The sequence below is a fragment of the Kribbibacterium absianum genome (assembly GCF_030067705.1).
GTDB classification, from domain to species: domain Bacteria; phylum Actinomycetota; class Coriobacteriia; order Coriobacteriales; family Atopobiaceae; genus Kribbibacterium; species Kribbibacterium absianum.
The window spans coordinates 531,988-547,767 of record NZ_JASJEX010000001.1; the positions used below are offsets into that span (position 1 = coordinate 531,988).

Genomic DNA, 15,780 nt, shown 5'->3' on the forward strand with positions numbered 1-15,780 from the left:
GTGGGACAAAGGTGCCGGGCACGTGCGTCCCACCGCTGAGGGAGGTTGAGATGGCTGATCTGGACCGACTGCCGGCGGGATCGGTGAAGGCGGCGCTCGAGGCGCTTCTGCTGGTGTCGAGCGACCCCGTGCCGGCGACGGAGCTGGCGAAGGCCCTCGGCATCGCGCCGGGCGAGGCGGTCGAGGCGCTCAGCGACCTCTCCGCCGAGTACGAGGACGCCGGCCGCGGGTTCCAGCTGCGCCAGGTCGCCGGCGGGTGGCGGCTCTACACGCACCCGGCCTACCACGACCAGGTCGAGTCCTATGTCCTCTCCTGGGACACCCGTAAGCTCTCGCAGGCGGCGCTGGAGACGCTCGCCGTCATCGCCTACCACCAGCCGGTGACCCGCGAGGGCGTGAAGGCCGTGCGCGGCGTGAACTCCGAGGGGGTCGTCGCGTCGCTCGTGGACAAGGGGCTCGTCCGCGAGCTCGGGCGGTCGAAGGAGGCCAACGGCGCGGTCCTCTACGGGACCACCACCGCGTTCCTCGAGCACTTCGGCCTGCGGTCGCTCAAGGACCTGCCGCCGCTCGAGGACTTCGCTCCGGACGAGGAGGCGCGGGAGTTCATCCGCGAGCGGCTGTCCGGACGGGCGCCGATGCCAGCAGAGGGCGTGCCCGACGAGGCCGACCCCGCCGCCGTCCGCGCCGAACGCGCGGAGCGCCTCGTGGCCGAGGCCGACCTGCTCGAGGAGGCCGAGCGCTACTTGGGCGACGGCCCGGAGGAGCTCGACGAGGCGACAAGGCCCGCCATTGACGCCGCCACCGACGAGGAGGAGCAGTGACGGGCGCCGCGCCGGAGCCCGGCCTCGTGCCGATGCGCCTGCAGAAGTTCCTCGCCCGGGCCGGCGTCGCCTCGCGGCGGGGGTCCGAGAACCTGATGACGGCCGGCAGGGTCACCGTCAACGGCCAGACCGTCACACAGCTGGGCGCTAAGGTGGACCCGAGCGCCGATGTGGTCGCGGTCGACGGGCGTCCGGTCGCGTGGCCGAGCGCGCCGTTCAGCTGCCTGCTCTACAAGCCGGCCGGCGTGCTGACCACGATGGACGACCCCTATGGTCGCCGCACCGTCGCATCGCTCGTCCCCACCGATGAGCACCCAGGCCTCTTTCCGGTTGGGCGCCTCGACCAGGACACCACAGGGCTCTTGCTGTTCACCACCGACGGCGAGCTCGCGCAGCGGTTGCTCCATCCCCGCTACGAGAAGGAGAAGCGCTACACGGCCCTGGTGGAGGGGCGCACGAGCGACGCGGAGCTGCAGCCGCTGCGGTCGGGCGCCCTTCTGGACGACGGCCCCTGCGCGCCCGCCCGCTGCTCTGTGCTGAAACCCGGGAGCGCCCGTGCACGAGCCGTCGCTCCCAACGGCGTCCCCTATACTGAGTCGGTTGTCGAGCTGGCGGTTCACGAGGGCCGCAAGCACATCGTCAAGCGAATGCTCGCGTCGATCGGGCACCCGGTGGTGCGCCTGCACCGCCATGGGTTCGGCCCCTTGGAGCTCTCCGGCCTCGAGCCGGGCCGGTGGCGCGAGCTCACGGACGCCGAGGGACGCGCCCTCCGCGAGGCCACGGGCCTGGACGGGGGCGCACGGGGAAAGGACACGCGATGATCGTCGCCATCGACGGCCCGGCGGGGTCCGGCAAGTCCACGGTCGCGCGGGCGCTCGCCGCGCGCGAGGGCCTCACCTATCTCGACACCGGCGCGATGTACCGCGCCGTGACGCTCGCGTGCCTCGAGCGGGGCGTGGACCCGGCGGACGCCGACGCCGTGGCGGAGGTCGCCAAAGCAGTGCGCGTCTCGTTCGCGCCCGGTGACGGCGGCGCCGCACCGCGTGTGCTGCTCGACATCCAGGACGTGACGGAGGCCATCCGCACCGCGGAGGTGGACCGTGCGGTGAGCGCGGTCTCCGCCGTGCCGGCCGTGCGCGAGGCCATGGTGGCCCAGCAGCGACGGATCGCCGAAGGACACGACGTGGTGGCAGAGGGCCGAGACATTGGGACCGTCGTGTTCCCGAAGGCCGAGGTCAAGGTGTTCCTCTCGGCCGACCCCGAGGCCCGCGCGTGGCGCCGCGCCATCGAGCGCGAGGGCGGCGACCCCACCGCGCCGGACGCGAAGGTCCACGACAAGAAGGCCTACAAGCGGGTGCTCGCGGACATCAAGAGCCGGGACGCCCAGGACTCCGCGCGGGACACGAGCCCGCTCAAGCCCGCTGACGACGCCGTGCGGCTCGACTCCACCAAGCTCACAAAGGACGAGACCCTCGACGCCATCGCCGCCCTCGTCGACCAGCGGCGTGGACGCTCGGGAGAGAGCCGATCGTCCACGGTTGGACGCTCGGGAGAGAGCCAGTCGTCCAACCCTGGACAAAAGGCTCTCTCTGAAGCGTCCGGGGGCAAGAAGGGCAAGACGGCCAAGAGGCCGAAGAAGGCCGACGAGCCCATGCGCGCCTTCCATTGCGACTTTGACGACTACTTCGACCACGGCATCGACCAGTGGCCGCTGCCGAGCCGCGCCTGGCACAACTTCATGTGCGGCGTGGTCTACGGCTTCACCAAGCTCTACTGGCCATGGGTGTTCGAGGGCGGCGAGGAGTTCATGGAGGAGCTCGCGCGGCGCGACAAGGGCACCGTCATCGTGCAGAACCACGTCTCGATGGTCGAGCCGGTCATCACGGTGGTCTGGGGCTGGCGCCACGGCGTGCACATCCGCCCGGTCTACAAGAAGGAGTTCGAGAAGAACGACCTCCTCACCTGGGTCTTCAGTCGCACCGGCGCGATCCCGGTGAACCGCGGCACCGCCGATCTCAAGATGGCCCGGCGCTGCCAGCGTGCGATCCAGCGCGGCGAGTCGGTCCTCATCTACCCCGAGGGCACGCGCATCCGCGAGGACGACAAGAAGGCGCCGATCCATGGCGGCTTCGCCCTCATCGCGCAGATGGCCAGGACCGACGTGACGCCGATGGCCGTCATCGGCGTCCGCGCGGTCACGCCCGACAACAAGCTCCCGGCGCGCCCGCACCACGTGTGGTTCAAGGTCGGTCGCCCCATCTCCTTCGGCGAGCTGGGCGTCAAGGGGCGCCGCCAGCAACTGGACGCGATGGAGCAGCGCGCGATGGACCGCGTGTGGCGCCTGCGCGCCCAATTGCGCGCCGAGCATCCGGGGGAGTGGTAGCGTGGCGCTGCGCGATACGCGGCCGGCGGTCGAGGTCGCCGAGCAGGCCGGTGCCTGCTTCGGCGTCGAGCGGGCGCTGGCGCTCGTGGACCGCGTGCTCGCGGAGCATGACGGCTCGACCGGCGTTCACACGCTCGGCCCGCTGATCCACAACCCCGCCGTGGTGGACGGCCTCGCCGAGCAGGGCGTGTCCGTCGTTGGGGAGCGGGACCTTGGGTCGCTCCCGGGAGGCGACCTGGTGGTGCTGCGCACTCACGGTGTGGTCCCGTCCGTTGTCGACGAGGCGCGCGCGGCCGGCCTCGAGGTGGCCGACGCCACGTGCCCCTACGTCAAGAAGGTTCACCACGCCGCTCGGCGGCTCGCTGACGAGGGCTACCAAGTGGTGGTCGTGGGCGAGCAGGGGCACCCCGAGGTGGAGGGGATCCTCGGCCACGCGCCCAGCGCCTGGGTGATCGGCTGCGCGGAGGACCTCGACGGCCGCGACGTGCCCAAGCGCGTGGGGGTCGTGGTGCAGACGACGCAGTCCAAGGCGAACCTCGACGCGGTCATCGCGCGGCTCAGCTCGCTGGCCGAGGAGGTGCGGCTCTTCAACACCATCTGCGAGGCAACGTCCGAGCGTCAGGCCGCAGCGGCCGCTCTTGCCCGGCGCGCCGACGTCATGGTGGTGCTGGGAGGGCGGAACTCCGCCAACACGACGCGGCTCGCCCAGATTTGCTCGACCTTCGCGCCCACGCACCACATCGAGGGCGCCGACGAGCTCGACCCCGCCTGGTTGGCCGGCGCGGCGCTCGTCGGTGTCACCGCCGGCGCGTCCACCCCGGCCTCGCAGATCGCCGACCTGGTGGCCGCCATCGAGTCTGTGGCAGACCCCTCATGACGGGTGAGACACTTCAAAGAGACGACTTCGTCTCATCGTCTCCTTACCTTGACCCACCGGCGCGGGCGGACTACGCGCCGAGCGCGGCGCCCGGCACGCAGGGGGCGGTCGTCCAATCGGTCGCCGAGGGAAGCCCGGCGTGGCAGGCGGGGCTCGAGCCTGGCATGGTGGTGCGCGCCGTCAACGGCGTGCCGCTCGACGACATCATCACGTGGCGCTGGGAGGCCGACGAGGGTCGCTGCACGCTGGACGTCGAGGTTCCCGGCGAAGACGGTCTCTTCGAGGCGGAGCTGTACCGCGACCCGGGCGAGGACTGGGGCCTCCAGTTCACCGACGTGCTCTTCGACGGCATCCGCACCTGCCGGAACGCCTGCGTGCTCTGCTTCATGTCGATGCTGCCCAAGGGCCTCCGCGACTCGCTCTATCTGCGCGACGACGACTACCGCCTGAGCTTCCTTCAGGGCAACTTCGTGACGCTCACCAATGTGGACGACAAGGACCTCGCTCGGGTCATCGACTACCGCATGGAGCCGATGAACGTCTCGATCCACGCGGTGTCGCACGAGGCGCGCCGGAAGATGATGGGGAAGCACGAGGCGCGCGGCCTCGAGGTGCTCGAGGCCCTCTGCGACGCCGGCCTCGAGGTGCACGGCCAAGTGGTGCTGTGCCCCGGCCTGAACGACGGCGACGAGCTCGTCCGCACCCTCGACTTCGTCGAGCAGCATCCCGCGATCACATCGCTCGCCATCGTCCCGCTCGGCTACACCAAGCATTCAAGGTTCGACCGGAGCTACTCGGACGACCCCGCTGCCGCCCGCCGCGTCGTGGAGCAGCTGAAGCCGTATCAAGAGCGGAGCCGCGCGACAACCGGGTCCACGCGCTTCCAGCTCTCGGACGAGTTCTACGTGGCCGCCCAGCTGCCGGTGCCCCCGGCCGACCACTACGACGGTTTCCCGCAGTACTACGACGGCATCGGGATGCTCCGCTCGTTCCTCGACGAAACGGATCGGGTGGTGCTCGAGCGCGCACCGGAGCTCTCTGCGGTGGCCAACGCGCTCGAGGCGCGGGGCGAGCGGGTCCTCATCGTCTGCGGGCACGCGGCCCTCGGCGTCTACGAGCGGTTCTGCGCCGGCGCCCCCTTGCGGGGCGTCGCGGCACCCTTCCCGGTGCGCAACGACTACTTCGGCGGCGACGTCAACGTGACCGGCCTCATTGTGGCCGAGGATCTGCTCGCGCAGCTGCCCGAGGACCTCGCGGGCACCTTTGTCGTGCTCCCGGACCTCATGCTCAACTTCGACCGCATGACCCTCGACGGCTCCACGGAGCGCGATGTCCTCGACGCGATCGCGGCCCGCGGGGGCACGGGCGCGTTCCTCACCACGCTGCCAGGGCCCCTTGTCGACGGCCTTGCCGAACGCTTCTGCCAGAACGGGTAGACACCCTGAGATATGTGCCGGCCCCCTCGAGCCCGGCAAAGAAGGAGGCGCCATGCCAAAACCCATCGTCGCCGTCGTCGGACGCCCCAATGTGGGCAAGTCCACATTGGTGAACCGCCTGGCCGAGGCACGCGAGGCCATCGTCCACGAGAGCCGCGGCGTGACGCGCGACCGCTCCTACCACGAGGCCGACTGGAACGGCCGCGAGTTCGTGATCATCGACACCGGCGGCATCGAGTCCGAGAAGAGCGACGACGTCTTCGCGCCCCGCATCCGCCAGCAGGCCCTTGCCGCGGCCAACGAGGCCGACGTGATCCTCTTCGTCGTGGACGGCCGCACCGGCGCCACCGAGGAGGACGAGGAGGTGGCCCGGATCCTGCGCAGAACCGACAAGCCGGTGTTCCTGCTCGTCAACAAGCTCGACAACCCGGAGCGCGAGGAGGCCGTCTGGGACTTCTGGTCGCTCGGCGTCGGCGAGCCGCGCGCGCTCTCCGCCCTCCACGGGCACGGCACGGGCGACCTGCTCGACGAGGTCGTCGCCTGCTTCCCTGAGGAGGTCGACGAGTCCGCCCTCTATCCCGAGGGCGTCTGCAACCTGGCCATCATCGGGCGTCCGAACGTCGGCAAGTCGTCGCTGGTGAACCGCATCTGCGGCGACGAGCGGTCCATCGTCAGCGACGTGGCCGGCACCACGCGCGACGCCGTCGACGTGATGGTGGAGCACGACGGCGAGCTGTTCCGTATCGTGGACACCGCCGGCATGCGCAAGCGCTCGGCCGTGACCGAGGACGTCGAGTACTACTCGATGGTCCGCGGCCTGCGCGCCATCGACCAAGCGGACCTCTGCCTGCTCGTCCTCGACTCCTCGGAGGGCATGACGGAGCAGGACCAGAAGATCGCGACGATGGCCATCGAGCGCGGCTGCGGCCTCGTGGTGCTGCTCAACAAGTGGGACCTGCTCAAGAACCAGGAGCAGGCCCGGGAGGACTGCCTCATGTCCGTGGACCGGCGCCTGGACTTCGCGCCCTGGGCGCCGCGCCTGCGCATCTCGGCGCTCACCGGGCGCTCGGTGGACAAGATCTGGGACCTCGTGGCCCAGGTGCGCGCGAACCGGTGCCGCCAGGTGCCCACGAGCGAGGTGAACAACCTGCTCCAGCGCCTCCGCGAGACCGGCCACACCGCGATCGAGGGTAAGAAGCGCCTACGGCTCATGTACGGCACGCAGACCGCCACCGCGCCTCCCGTCTTCGCGCTGTTCTGCAACCACCCCGAGGTGGCCGACGACAACTACCGCCGCTACCTCGAGAACCGCTTCCGCGAGGCCTTCGACTTCGAGGGCACGCCGATTCGTCTGAGATTCCGTCGAAAGGACGCGTGAGCGCCATGATCTCCTCGATGCTCCTGCCCGTGCTGCTGGCCCTTCTGCTCGCCAGCTACTGCATAGCCGGCATCCCCTTTGGCCTGGTCTTCTCCAAGCTCGCCGGCGTCGACGTGCGCGAGAAGGGCTCCGGCAACATCGGCGCCACCAACGTGACCCGCACGATGGGCACCGGTATGGGCGTGCTCACGATGCTCTGCGACATCGCCAAGGGCTGGGTCTGCACGTTCTTTGGCTCCGCGATCCTCGCGCGGCTCGTGTTCGAGGGCGACCCCGCGCCCGTGGCGCCCACCGGAGCCTTCGGTTGGACCGTCGCGTGCATCTACCTGGCCTGTATCTGCGGCCACGTGTTCTCGCCGTACCTGCACTTCAGGGGCGGCAAGGGCATCGCGGTGGGCTTTGGCGCGGCATTGGGCTTCTCGTGGCCCATCGCGCTCGGCCTGCTCGTGGTCTGGGCGCTCTGCGCGGTGCCCTCGCGCTACGTGTCCGCCGGCTCGACGTGCGCCGCCGTGTGCCTGCCGTTCCTTGCGTTCTTCATCTACTACCCGGCGAGCTTCGCGTTCGTGGCGCCGTTCGTGCTCGTGGCCGTCATCGTCGTGTGGGCGCACCGCGAGAACCTGGGGCGCCTGCGCGCCGGCACCGAGCGCCCCTTCTCGTTCAAGAGGGAGGACGAGGCGGCTCCCGAGGCCCAGTCCTACCACGAGGAGCAGGGCGAGGTCATTGCCGACCGTGCGGGCGCGCCCGACGAGACTCCGGTGGACGACGGCCGCACGGACGCCGCCCCGCGCACCGTGGAGAACGCCCGCAGCGAGGAGCAGGTGGAGCTCGCCGACATGGAGGCCGAGTCCCGCCGCGCCGTGGCCGAGGACAAGGCGCGCGAGGACGCCCCCGACGTGACGGACGTCGAGGACGCGCTGCAGGAGGCCGCGGAGGCCGAGAAACCCGCCGTCGTGTTCGGCGACGAGCCGTACGTGAGCAAGCTGGTCCGCCGCGACGACGACAACTGATGTGCATTTAGGGACAGTCCCCAAATGCACAAATGCACGTGGCGAGAGGAGAGGGAGCGCGCCATGGAACACGACGCGAAGGTGTGTGACAAGGCGGCCGTGATCGGCCTCGGATCCTGGGGCACGGCGGTGTCCGGCCTCGTGGCCCGGCACGCCGAGCAGGTCGTTGGCTGGGTCTACGAGCGCGAGGTCGCCGAGGGGGTCAACGCGAACCACCGCAACCCGCTCTACCTCACCGGCTACAGCCTCCCCGAGAACGTCGTCGCCACGAACAGCCTGACAGACGCGGTGACCGGGGCGCGGGCGATCGTGGTCGTGGTCCCGAGCGCGTTCCTCCGGGCAACGGTGCGCCAGATGGCGCCCTCCGTGGCGGCCGACACGCCGGTGCTCGTCCTCACCAAGGGCATCGAGCCGGGCACCGGCCTCCTGATGACCGATATCGTGGCCGAGGAGCTTGGCAACCCGGCGCGCGTCGCGTGCCTCTCCGGCCCCAACCACGCCGAGGAGATCTGCCAGGGCAAGCCGGCGGCCGCCGTCATCGCCAGCGCGGACCAGACGGTGGCCGAGACGTTCCGCGCCCTCTTCATCGACCAGCACTTCCGTGCCTACGTCTCGAGCGACGTCACCGGCGTCGAGGTCTGTGCGGCCGTGAAGAACGTGATCGCCATCGCCTGCGGCATCGCGCGCGGCCTCGAGCTCGGCGACAACGCGCTCTCCGTGCTCATGACCCGTGGCCTTGCCGAGGTGGCGCGCATCGCCTGCGCGATGGGCGGTGACCCCATGACCTGCATGGGCCTTGCCGGCATGGGCGACCTGGTCACCACCTGCATGTCCCCCCATTCGCGCAACGGCTCGTTCGGCGCGGCGCTCGTGGCCGGCGAGACCCTCGACGAGTACCAGGCGCGCACCCACATGGTGGTGGAGGGAGCCGTCGCGGCCCTCTCCGCGCACGAGATCTGCGAGCGCCTCGGCGTCGAGGCGCCGGTCGTGGACGCGGTGTGGTCGGTGCTCTATAACGGCAGCTCCGTGCGCGACGAGATGCGCCGCATGCTCGACCGCCTGCCCTACGAGGAGTTCTACGGCCTTGCCGGCGCCTTCCGGGGCTAACATCGGTTCGGCGGAAAGAAGGGAGCTGCCCATGAGGCACAGGACCGTCAAGGTCGCGCCGTCGATCCTCTCGGCGGACATTCTCAGGCTGGGTGACGAGCTGGCGACCATCGGCACCGCCGACCTCGTCCATATCGACGTGATGGACGGGTCGTTCGTGCCGAACCTCACGTTCGGGCCGAACGTCGTGCGCGCCTGCAAGGCAGCCAGCAGCATCCCGACCGACGTGCACCTCATGATCGAGAACCCCGACGAGGCGGTGGGCCTCTACCTCAAGGCCGGCGCGGACCTCGTGTGCTTCCATTGGGAGGCCGCGCGCCACGCGCACCGCATCGTGTCACAGATCCACGAGGGGGGCGCCCGCGCCGCTGTCGCGCTCAACCCCGGCACTCCGGTGGGCTGTCTCGAGGCCATCATCGAGGAGCTCGACATGGTGCTCCTGATGAGCGTCGACCCCGGGTTCGGCGGCCAGCGCTTCATCCCGAGCACCATCGACAAGCTCCAACGGCTCGTCGACCTGTGCGACCGTCACGGCGTGAGCCCGTGGATCGAGGTGGACGGGGGCGTCTCCGCCACCAATGCCGCCGAAGTGGTCGCGGCGGGCGCGAACGTGCTCGTGGCTGGCAGCGCGGTCTTCGGTGCCCCCGACCGTGAGGCGGCCATCACGTCGATTCGCAAGGCCGGACACCTCGGTCTCGGGAGGGACGTCTAGTGTCCCGGCCTGTGTATCTGGATTACGCTGCGTCCGCGCCGCTGCGCCCGGAGGCGGTCGCGGCCGAGGGCGCCTATCGGGCGCTTCCCTGCGCGGCCGCGAACCCCAACTCGCTCCACACGCTCGGGCGCCAAGCGGCGACGGAGCTCGAGCGGGCCCGGCGCAGCGTGGCCCGGTCGCTCGGCGGGGGCTTCCGGCCGGCGGACGTCGTCTTCACGGGCGGTGGGACCGAGGCGGACAACCTGGCCGTCATCGGGATGGCGGAGGGCGCCCGCGAGAGGGACCGCGGGCGCACCCGCGTCGTGCTCTCGGCAATCGAGCACGACGCGGTGCTCGACCTCGTCGCGCCGCTGAAGCAACGCGGTTTCGCGGTGAGCCTGGGATCGCCAGGACGCGATGGGCGCGTGACCGGCGACGCGGTGGCGGAGTTGCTCGACCCGGACGTCGCCCTTGTGAGCGTGATGGCCGCCAACAACGAGACCGGAGCCGTTCAGCCGGTGCGCGAGCTCGGGGACGCGGCCCACCGGGCCGGCGCCCTGTTCCACGTGGACGCGATTCAGGCGTTCGGGCGCGTCCCGCTGGACCTGGCCTCCGCCGACGCCGTGTCCGTGGCCGGCCACAAGATCGGGGCACCGGTGGGCACCGCGTTCCTCGCGCTCCGAGCCCGCGCGCCCTTCTGGCCTCAGGCCTTTGGCGGCGGTCAGGAGCGCGGAGTGCGTCCGGGGACGCAGGACGTGGCTGGAGCCGTGGCCCTGGCCGCGGCCGTGCAGACGGTGTGCCAGCATCTTGAGGCAACGAGGGCCACGGTCGCGGAGCGCGCCCGGCGCCTCGAGGACCGGCTCTGCTCCGTGGAGGGCGTCGAGCCGAGCGTGACCCTTCCGTGGGAGCACCGCCTGCCGGGCATCGTGAGCGTGCTCGTGGACGGGCTCGAGAGCGAGGGGCTCGTGCTCGCGCTCGACCAGGCAGGATACGAGGTCTCGGCCGGCTCTGCCTGCTCGTCCGGGTCACTCGAGCCGAGCCACGTGCTGACGGCCATGGGGATCCCGCGCGACCGCGCGTTCGGCTCCCTTCGCATCTCGTTCGACGAGCGGGTGCCCGAGGAGGACCTCGAGCGGTTCTCCGAGGCCTTCGCGGAGGTCGTGACGCGCCTGCGCAGCCGGGAGCGGCGCTAAGATGCGCGTCGTTGCGGGAATGTCCGGCGGGGTGGACTCGTCGGCGGCCGTGGAGCTGCTGCGCGAACAGGGGCACGAGGTCATCGGCTGCACGCTGGTGATGGCGCGCGGCGACGGTGCGCCGGCCTCCCCATCCGAAGCGGCGCTCGACCGGGCGGCAGAGACCTGCCGCAAGCTCGGCATCCCGCATTTGATCAGAGACGTCACAGGAGACTTCGAGCGCTGGGTCACCGGCCCCTTCTTCGATGAGTACCTAGCCGGCCGCACCCCGAGCCCGTGCGTCGCCTGCAACCGGCACGTGAAGGTGGCTGCGCTGCTCGACGTTGCGGATCAGGTGGGCGCGGAGATGGTCGCGACGGGTCACTACGCGCGCAAAGCGATCGGCATGGATGGCGTGGCTCGCATCGCCCGCGGGACCGATGCCAAGAAGGACCAGAGCTACTTCCTCTGCCAACTGACGCCGGAACAGGTGGCGCGCATGGTCTTGCCGCTCGCCCCCTACGAGAAGCCCCGAGTGCGCCAGCTGGCCGCCGTGGCCTCCCTCCCAGCTGCGGCTGTCGAGGACTCCCAAGGCGTGTGCTTCGCGCCCAAGGGGGACTACCGCGCCTTCCTCCGAGAGCGCTCGCCCGAGGCCTTCGAGCCGGGCGACTTCGTCGACGAGGAGGGCGAGGTCCTCGGCCGCCACGGGGGCGTAGCCGGGTTCACGGTGGGCCAGCGCAAGGGCATCGGCCTCGCCGGCGGCCCATGGTTTGTGAAGGCCATTGACGCGCCGAGCCGCACGATCGTCCTCACCAGAGGCGCGCCGGAGCCTCCGCGCTCTTTCACAGTGCGCTGCGAGCACGTGGAGCTGGGCCCCGCCGTCACGGTGCAGACACGGTACCGGGCGCCCGACCTTGCTGCCACCTACCACCAGGAGGGCGACCTCGTGGTGGTGACGCCGCAGGAGCCGGGGTGCCTTGCTGCCCCCGGTCAGACCTGTGCCTTCTACCTGGGCGACACCGTGGTCGGGGGCGGCACGGTCGTGGACCTGCGCTACTGATGGCACAGAGCGACCGACCTCAAGGGCTGATCGATGGCTGAAAGGACACGGAAACCGTGAAGGTTCAAGTGATGGTAGAAGGTTTGTTCTCGCTGTTCCCGGCCACCGATGCCGAGCCGTGGGACCGCGTTGGGCTCTCCGTCGGCGACCCTCAAGCCGCCATTGAGGGTGTGGCCTGCTGCCTCGACCCGACGCCGGATGCCATCCGCAGAGCCCGCGAGTCGGGCTGCAACGTGCTCGTGACCCACCATCCGGCCTTCCTTGACCCACCGGCCGTCGTGGGCCCGCACGCCACGCTGGCGTCGCGGACCGTGTGGGAGGCCGTCAGGCTCGGGGTGTCCCTCGTTGCGATGCACACCAACCTGGACCGATCCGAGCCGGCCCTCCGGCTCCCGGCGGCGCTCACCGGCCTTCCGTACCTGCGGCCGCTCGACGTGGACGGGTACGGAGCGGTGCTCGACGGGAATGGCCTCACAGCGGCTGAGGTCGCCGAGCGCTTCGCGGCCACCTATGGCGCGCCGGCGCAGGTCTGGCACGGGCGGCAGCGGTCCGGGGACGTCGCGTTCTGCTCGGGTTCTCTCGGCGGCATCGGTGACGGCGCGCTCCGTGCGGGCTGCTCGACCATCGTGGGTGGGGAGCTTTCCTACCATCGTTGCCTCGACCTCGTCGCACGGGGCGCGGCCGTTATACTGTTGGGCCACGATGCGTCGGAGCAGCCCTACGCCGAGCTGCTGGCCGAGTCCGTCGAGGAGCTCGAGCCGGCCGCACCCGTCTCGGTGCTGCGCCAGCCGCTGCCATGGACGGTGGTGGGGGTCGGCGCGGAGAGCACCGACGGTGCCGGGACGTGGCTGTGACCGGCACCGACAGACCGCAGAGCAGGGAGGTTCCGCCCATGGACGAGGCTCAGGCGTTGCTGAGGCTCCAAGAGATCGACCTCGAGACGATCCGCATCACGAACGATGCCAAGAAGCTTCCCCAGCACGCGAAGATCGCCGCGGCCCAAGCGGCGCTCAAGAAGGTGCAGGGAGAGCTGGTGAAGATCGTCGGCCAGCGCAAGGACCTCCAGATGGACATCGAGGGGTTCGACCGGCTGCGCGGCGACGCCGAGCGCCTTGAGCAGCAGGCCAGCCAGGACTTCCAGACCTCTGCGGACGCGCGCGCCGTCGCGGACCTCGAGAGCCGGCTCAACGCCGTCACCAAGCGCATCGAGAAGATCGACTACCAGCAGAACCAAGCGCTCGAGCAGCTCATCACCGTCGAGCGAGCCGAGAAGAACGCCAACGCGCTCCAGGCCCGCCTGCAGAACGAGCTCGCGCAGCTGCTCGGGTCCCTCAAGCAGGAGCTGCTCGACAGTCAGAACCGTCTCACCGCGCTCAAACGGGAGCGCGAGGAGGTGGCCGCGCTCGTCTCGCCGGAGATGCAGGCCCGTTACAACCGCGCCAACGAGCGGTTCAAAGGCCGGGCCGTCGAGACCCTGACCGGCAACAAGCCGTCCTCTTGCCGCGTGGCATTGCAGCCGGCCCAGTACGCCGACCTCAAGCGCCGCAAGCTCCCGGTGGACGAGTGCCCCTACTGCCACCGCATCCTGATCACGGACTGGCACTGACGATGACCTTGGAAGCGAACCGCCAGGGGGCGCCGGGGGCGACCCGCCCCGGTGCCCCTGGCTCAGAACAAGCCAGGCGCGCGCCGCATGTGCTCCTCGGCGTGACGGGGTGCATCGCCGCATACAAGGCCGCCGAAGTCGTCCGCGGGCTACAGAAGGCCGGCTGCGAGGTGCGCGTCGCCATGACGCGCGCGGCCGAGCGGTTCATCGGCCCCGTCACGTTCGAGGCCCTCACCGGCCAGCCCGTGCTCCGGGACCTGTTCGACGACCCGGTGAGCCCCATCCCGCACATCGAGCGCGCCGAGTGGGCCGACCTCGTCGCGGTCGTGCCATGCACCGCCTCGGTCATGGCCAAGGCTGCCGCCGGCATCGCCGACGACGCGCTCACCTCGACGCTCCTGGCTGCGCAGGGCCCCGTGCTGCTCGCGCCGGCCATGAACGTGCACATGTGGAAGAACCCGGCGACGCAGGCCAACGTGCGGACGCTGCGCTCGCGGGGCGTCGAGGTCGTCACGCCCGACAGTGGGCGGCTCGCCTGCGGCGACGTGGGGGAGGGAAAGCTCCCGCCGGTGGAGCGCTTGGTGGAAGCCATTGCCGCTGCGGCCCGTCGCGCCGCGTGGCCCCAACCGTTGGCCGGCAGGCGCGTGGTCGTGACGGCCGGCCCCACCCATGAGGCCGTCGACCCGGTGCGCTACCTGGCGAACGCCTCCTCCGGGAAGATGGGCGTCGCGCTGGCGCGCGCGGCCCGCGACCTCGGCGCCGCCGTGACGCTCGTTCTCGGGCCTGTCGCGCTCGACGCGCCTTTCGGCGTGGCCGTCGAGCCCGTCACGAGCGCCGCCGAGATGGCTGAGCGCACCCTCGCCGCCGCCGCTGGCGCCGACCTCGTCGTTTGTGCGGCGGCCGTCGCCGACTACACCCCGGCCGCGCCCGCGGACCACAAGCTCAAGAAGGCGGCCGAGCATCTGGACGCAATTCCAGTGGTGGAGACCCGGGACATCCTTGCGGCGGTGTCCGCGCTCCCCGGGGAGCGCGTGGTCGTGGGCTTCGCCGCCGAGACGGATGACCTTCTCGGCCACGCCCGTGCCAAGCTCGCCTCCAAGGGCTGCGACCTGGTCGTGGCCAACGACGTCTCCCGTCCGGGCATCGGTTTCGGATCTGACGAGAACGCCGTCACGCTCATCACGGCCGACGGCGAGCGCGCAGTCCCGACCGCCCCCAAGGACGACATCGCCCGTGCGGTCATCGACGCCGCCTGCGACCTCATGACATCCGCACCCAACCGCTCGGAGGCTTGATGCCCTATTTCGGATCCCACCTCTCTTCCACCGGCGGCTACACCGCGATGGGGGAGACCTCGCTCGAGATGGGCGAGGACACCTTCGCGTTCTTCCCGCGGCCTCCCCGCGGCGGCCGCATGCGCAAGCTCGACCCCGAGGACATGAACGGCCTCGTCGACCTGCTGGCCGAGCACCACTTCGGCCCCCTCGTCGCCCACGCGCCCTACGTCTACAACCTCTCCTCCAACAAAGAGGAGAACGTCCGCCGCACGCGCGACAACCTGCTCGGCGACATCGAGCGCCTCGACCTCATCCCCGGCTGCCTCTACAACATCCACCCGGGCGCCCATGTGGGCCAGGGCGTTGAGGCCGGCGTCCAGCTCATCGCTGACGGTCTCAACGAGGTCCTCCGGCCGGACCAGAGCACCGTCGTCCTCCTCGAGACCATGGCCGGCAAGGGCACCGAGCTCGGCGCCCGCTTCGAGGAACTCGCGATGGTGGTCGAGCGCGTGGAGCTGGACCAGCTCCTGGGCGTGTGCCTCGACAGCTGTCATGTGAGCGACGGCGGCTACGACGTCGCCGCGGACCTCGACGCCGTGCTCGACGAGTTCGACGCCACCGTGGGCCTCGAGCGCCTCCGCGCGATCCATCTGAACGACTCCAAGAACCCCTGCGGCTCCCACAAGGACCGCCACGAGCGCATCGGCGCGGGCTCGCTCGCGCTCGCCACGTTCCAGGCGTTCGTCACGAACCCCCGCCTCCAGCACCTGCCGATGATCCTCGAGACGCCCAACGAGCGCGAGGGCTATGTCTTCGAGGTGTCGCTGCTGAGGAGCCTTAGCGCGGGCATGCCCCTCGACGAGGCCCAGGCGCTCCTCGACGAGCACGAGGCCAAACTGGCAGAGGAACAGGCCGGTCGCGAGGCCGGCGGAGCGGCGGGAGCCCCCGAGAGGGACGGCGAATAG

General features: G+C 70.6%; 15 protein-coding genes. All 15 read left to right on the forward strand.

Annotated features, from left to right (window positions below; genetic code table 11):
• The first annotated feature begins 50 nt into the window (after nucleotides 1–50).
• The 15 genes from scpB to QJ043_RS02435 all read left to right on the forward strand — a co-directional run bounded on the left by scpB (nucleotide 51) and on the right by QJ043_RS02435 (nucleotide 15,780).
• Nucleotides 51–821 (forward strand): SMC-Scp complex subunit ScpB, encoded by a 771-nt coding sequence (scpB, locus tag QJ043_RS02365; RefSeq protein WP_283712564.1) that lies wholly within the window; start codon nucleotides 51–53, stop codon nucleotides 819–821.
• A complete protein-coding gene (locus tag QJ043_RS02370; RefSeq protein ID WP_347177732.1) occupies nucleotides 818–1,642 on the forward strand; it encodes a pseudouridine synthase in 825 nt (274 codons plus the stop codon). Before scpB ends, QJ043_RS02370 begins: the two co-directional genes overlap by 4 nt.
• Entirely contained in the window at nucleotides 1,639–3,204 is a 1,566-nt protein-coding gene (gene cmk, locus QJ043_RS02375; RefSeq protein ID WP_283712565.1) for a (d)CMP kinase, read from the forward strand. The genes QJ043_RS02370 and cmk overlap by 4 nt, the downstream gene beginning before the upstream one ends.
• Before the next feature lies 1 nt (nucleotide 3,205).
• A complete protein-coding gene (ispH, locus tag QJ043_RS02380) occupies nucleotides 3,206–4,081 on the forward strand; it encodes a 4-hydroxy-3-methylbut-2-enyl diphosphate reductase (protein ID WP_283712566.1) in 876 nt (291 codons plus the stop codon).
• The gene (locus QJ043_RS02385; RefSeq protein ID WP_283712567.1) at nucleotides 4,078–5,517 is read left to right on the forward strand and encodes a DUF512 domain-containing protein; all 1,440 of its coding nucleotides are present in this window, start codon (nucleotides 4,078–4,080) and stop codon (nucleotides 5,515–5,517) included. Before ispH ends, QJ043_RS02385 begins: the two co-directional genes overlap by 4 nt.
• A gap of 52 nt (nucleotides 5,518–5,569) precedes the next feature.
• Nucleotides 5,570–6,895, forward strand: coding sequence for a ribosome biogenesis GTPase Der (gene der, locus QJ043_RS02390; RefSeq protein ID WP_283712568.1), 1,326 nt, complete (start codon nucleotides 5,570–5,572; stop codon nucleotides 6,893–6,895).
• 5 nt (nucleotides 6,896–6,900) lie between these two features.
• The gene (plsY, locus tag QJ043_RS02395) at nucleotides 6,901–7,902 is read left to right on the forward strand and encodes a glycerol-3-phosphate 1-O-acyltransferase PlsY (protein ID WP_283712688.1); all 1,002 of its coding nucleotides are present in this window, start codon (nucleotides 6,901–6,903) and stop codon (nucleotides 7,900–7,902) included.
• A 63-nt stretch (nucleotides 7,903–7,965) separates the two neighbouring features.
• The gene (locus QJ043_RS02400; RefSeq protein WP_283712569.1) at nucleotides 7,966–9,009 is read left to right on the forward strand and encodes an NAD(P)H-dependent glycerol-3-phosphate dehydrogenase; all 1,044 of its coding nucleotides are present in this window, start codon (nucleotides 7,966–7,968) and stop codon (nucleotides 9,007–9,009) included.
• Between the two features lie 31 nt (nucleotides 9,010–9,040).
• A complete protein-coding gene (rpe, locus tag QJ043_RS02405; protein WP_283712570.1) occupies nucleotides 9,041–9,721 on the forward strand; it encodes a ribulose-phosphate 3-epimerase in 681 nt (226 codons plus the stop codon).
• Complete coding sequence (locus QJ043_RS02410) at nucleotides 9,721–10,893, forward strand: cysteine desulfurase family protein (RefSeq protein WP_283712571.1); 1,173 nt, start codon at nucleotides 9,721–9,723, stop codon at nucleotides 10,891–10,893. Before rpe ends, QJ043_RS02410 begins: the two co-directional genes overlap by 1 nt.
• A gap of 1 nt (nucleotide 10,894) precedes the next feature.
• The gene (gene mnmA, locus QJ043_RS02415) at nucleotides 10,895–11,932 is read left to right on the forward strand and encodes a tRNA 2-thiouridine(34) synthase MnmA (protein ID WP_283712572.1); all 1,038 of its coding nucleotides are present in this window, start codon (nucleotides 10,895–10,897) and stop codon (nucleotides 11,930–11,932) included.
• Between the two features lie 71 nt (nucleotides 11,933–12,003).
• On the forward strand, nucleotides 12,004–12,786 hold the full coding sequence (locus QJ043_RS02420; protein WP_283712573.1) for a Nif3-like dinuclear metal center hexameric protein: 783 nt from the start codon (nucleotides 12,004–12,006) through the stop codon (nucleotides 12,784–12,786).
• A gap of 38 nt (nucleotides 12,787–12,824) precedes the next feature.
• On the forward strand, nucleotides 12,825–13,538 hold the full coding sequence (locus QJ043_RS02425; protein WP_283712574.1) for a zinc ribbon domain-containing protein: 714 nt from the start codon (nucleotides 12,825–12,827) through the stop codon (nucleotides 13,536–13,538).
• A 2-nt stretch (nucleotides 13,539–13,540) separates the two neighbouring features.
• Nucleotides 13,541–14,833 (forward strand): bifunctional phosphopantothenoylcysteine decarboxylase/phosphopantothenate--cysteine ligase CoaBC, encoded by a 1,293-nt coding sequence (coaBC, locus tag QJ043_RS02430; RefSeq protein ID WP_283712575.1) that lies wholly within the window; start codon nucleotides 13,541–13,543, stop codon nucleotides 14,831–14,833.
• Nucleotides 14,833–15,780 carry a deoxyribonuclease IV gene (locus tag QJ043_RS02435; RefSeq protein WP_283712576.1) on the forward strand — a complete coding sequence of 316 codons (948 nt, stop codon included), beginning with the start codon at nucleotides 14,833–14,835 and terminating at the stop codon, nucleotides 15,778–15,780. Before coaBC ends, QJ043_RS02435 begins: the two co-directional genes overlap by 1 nt.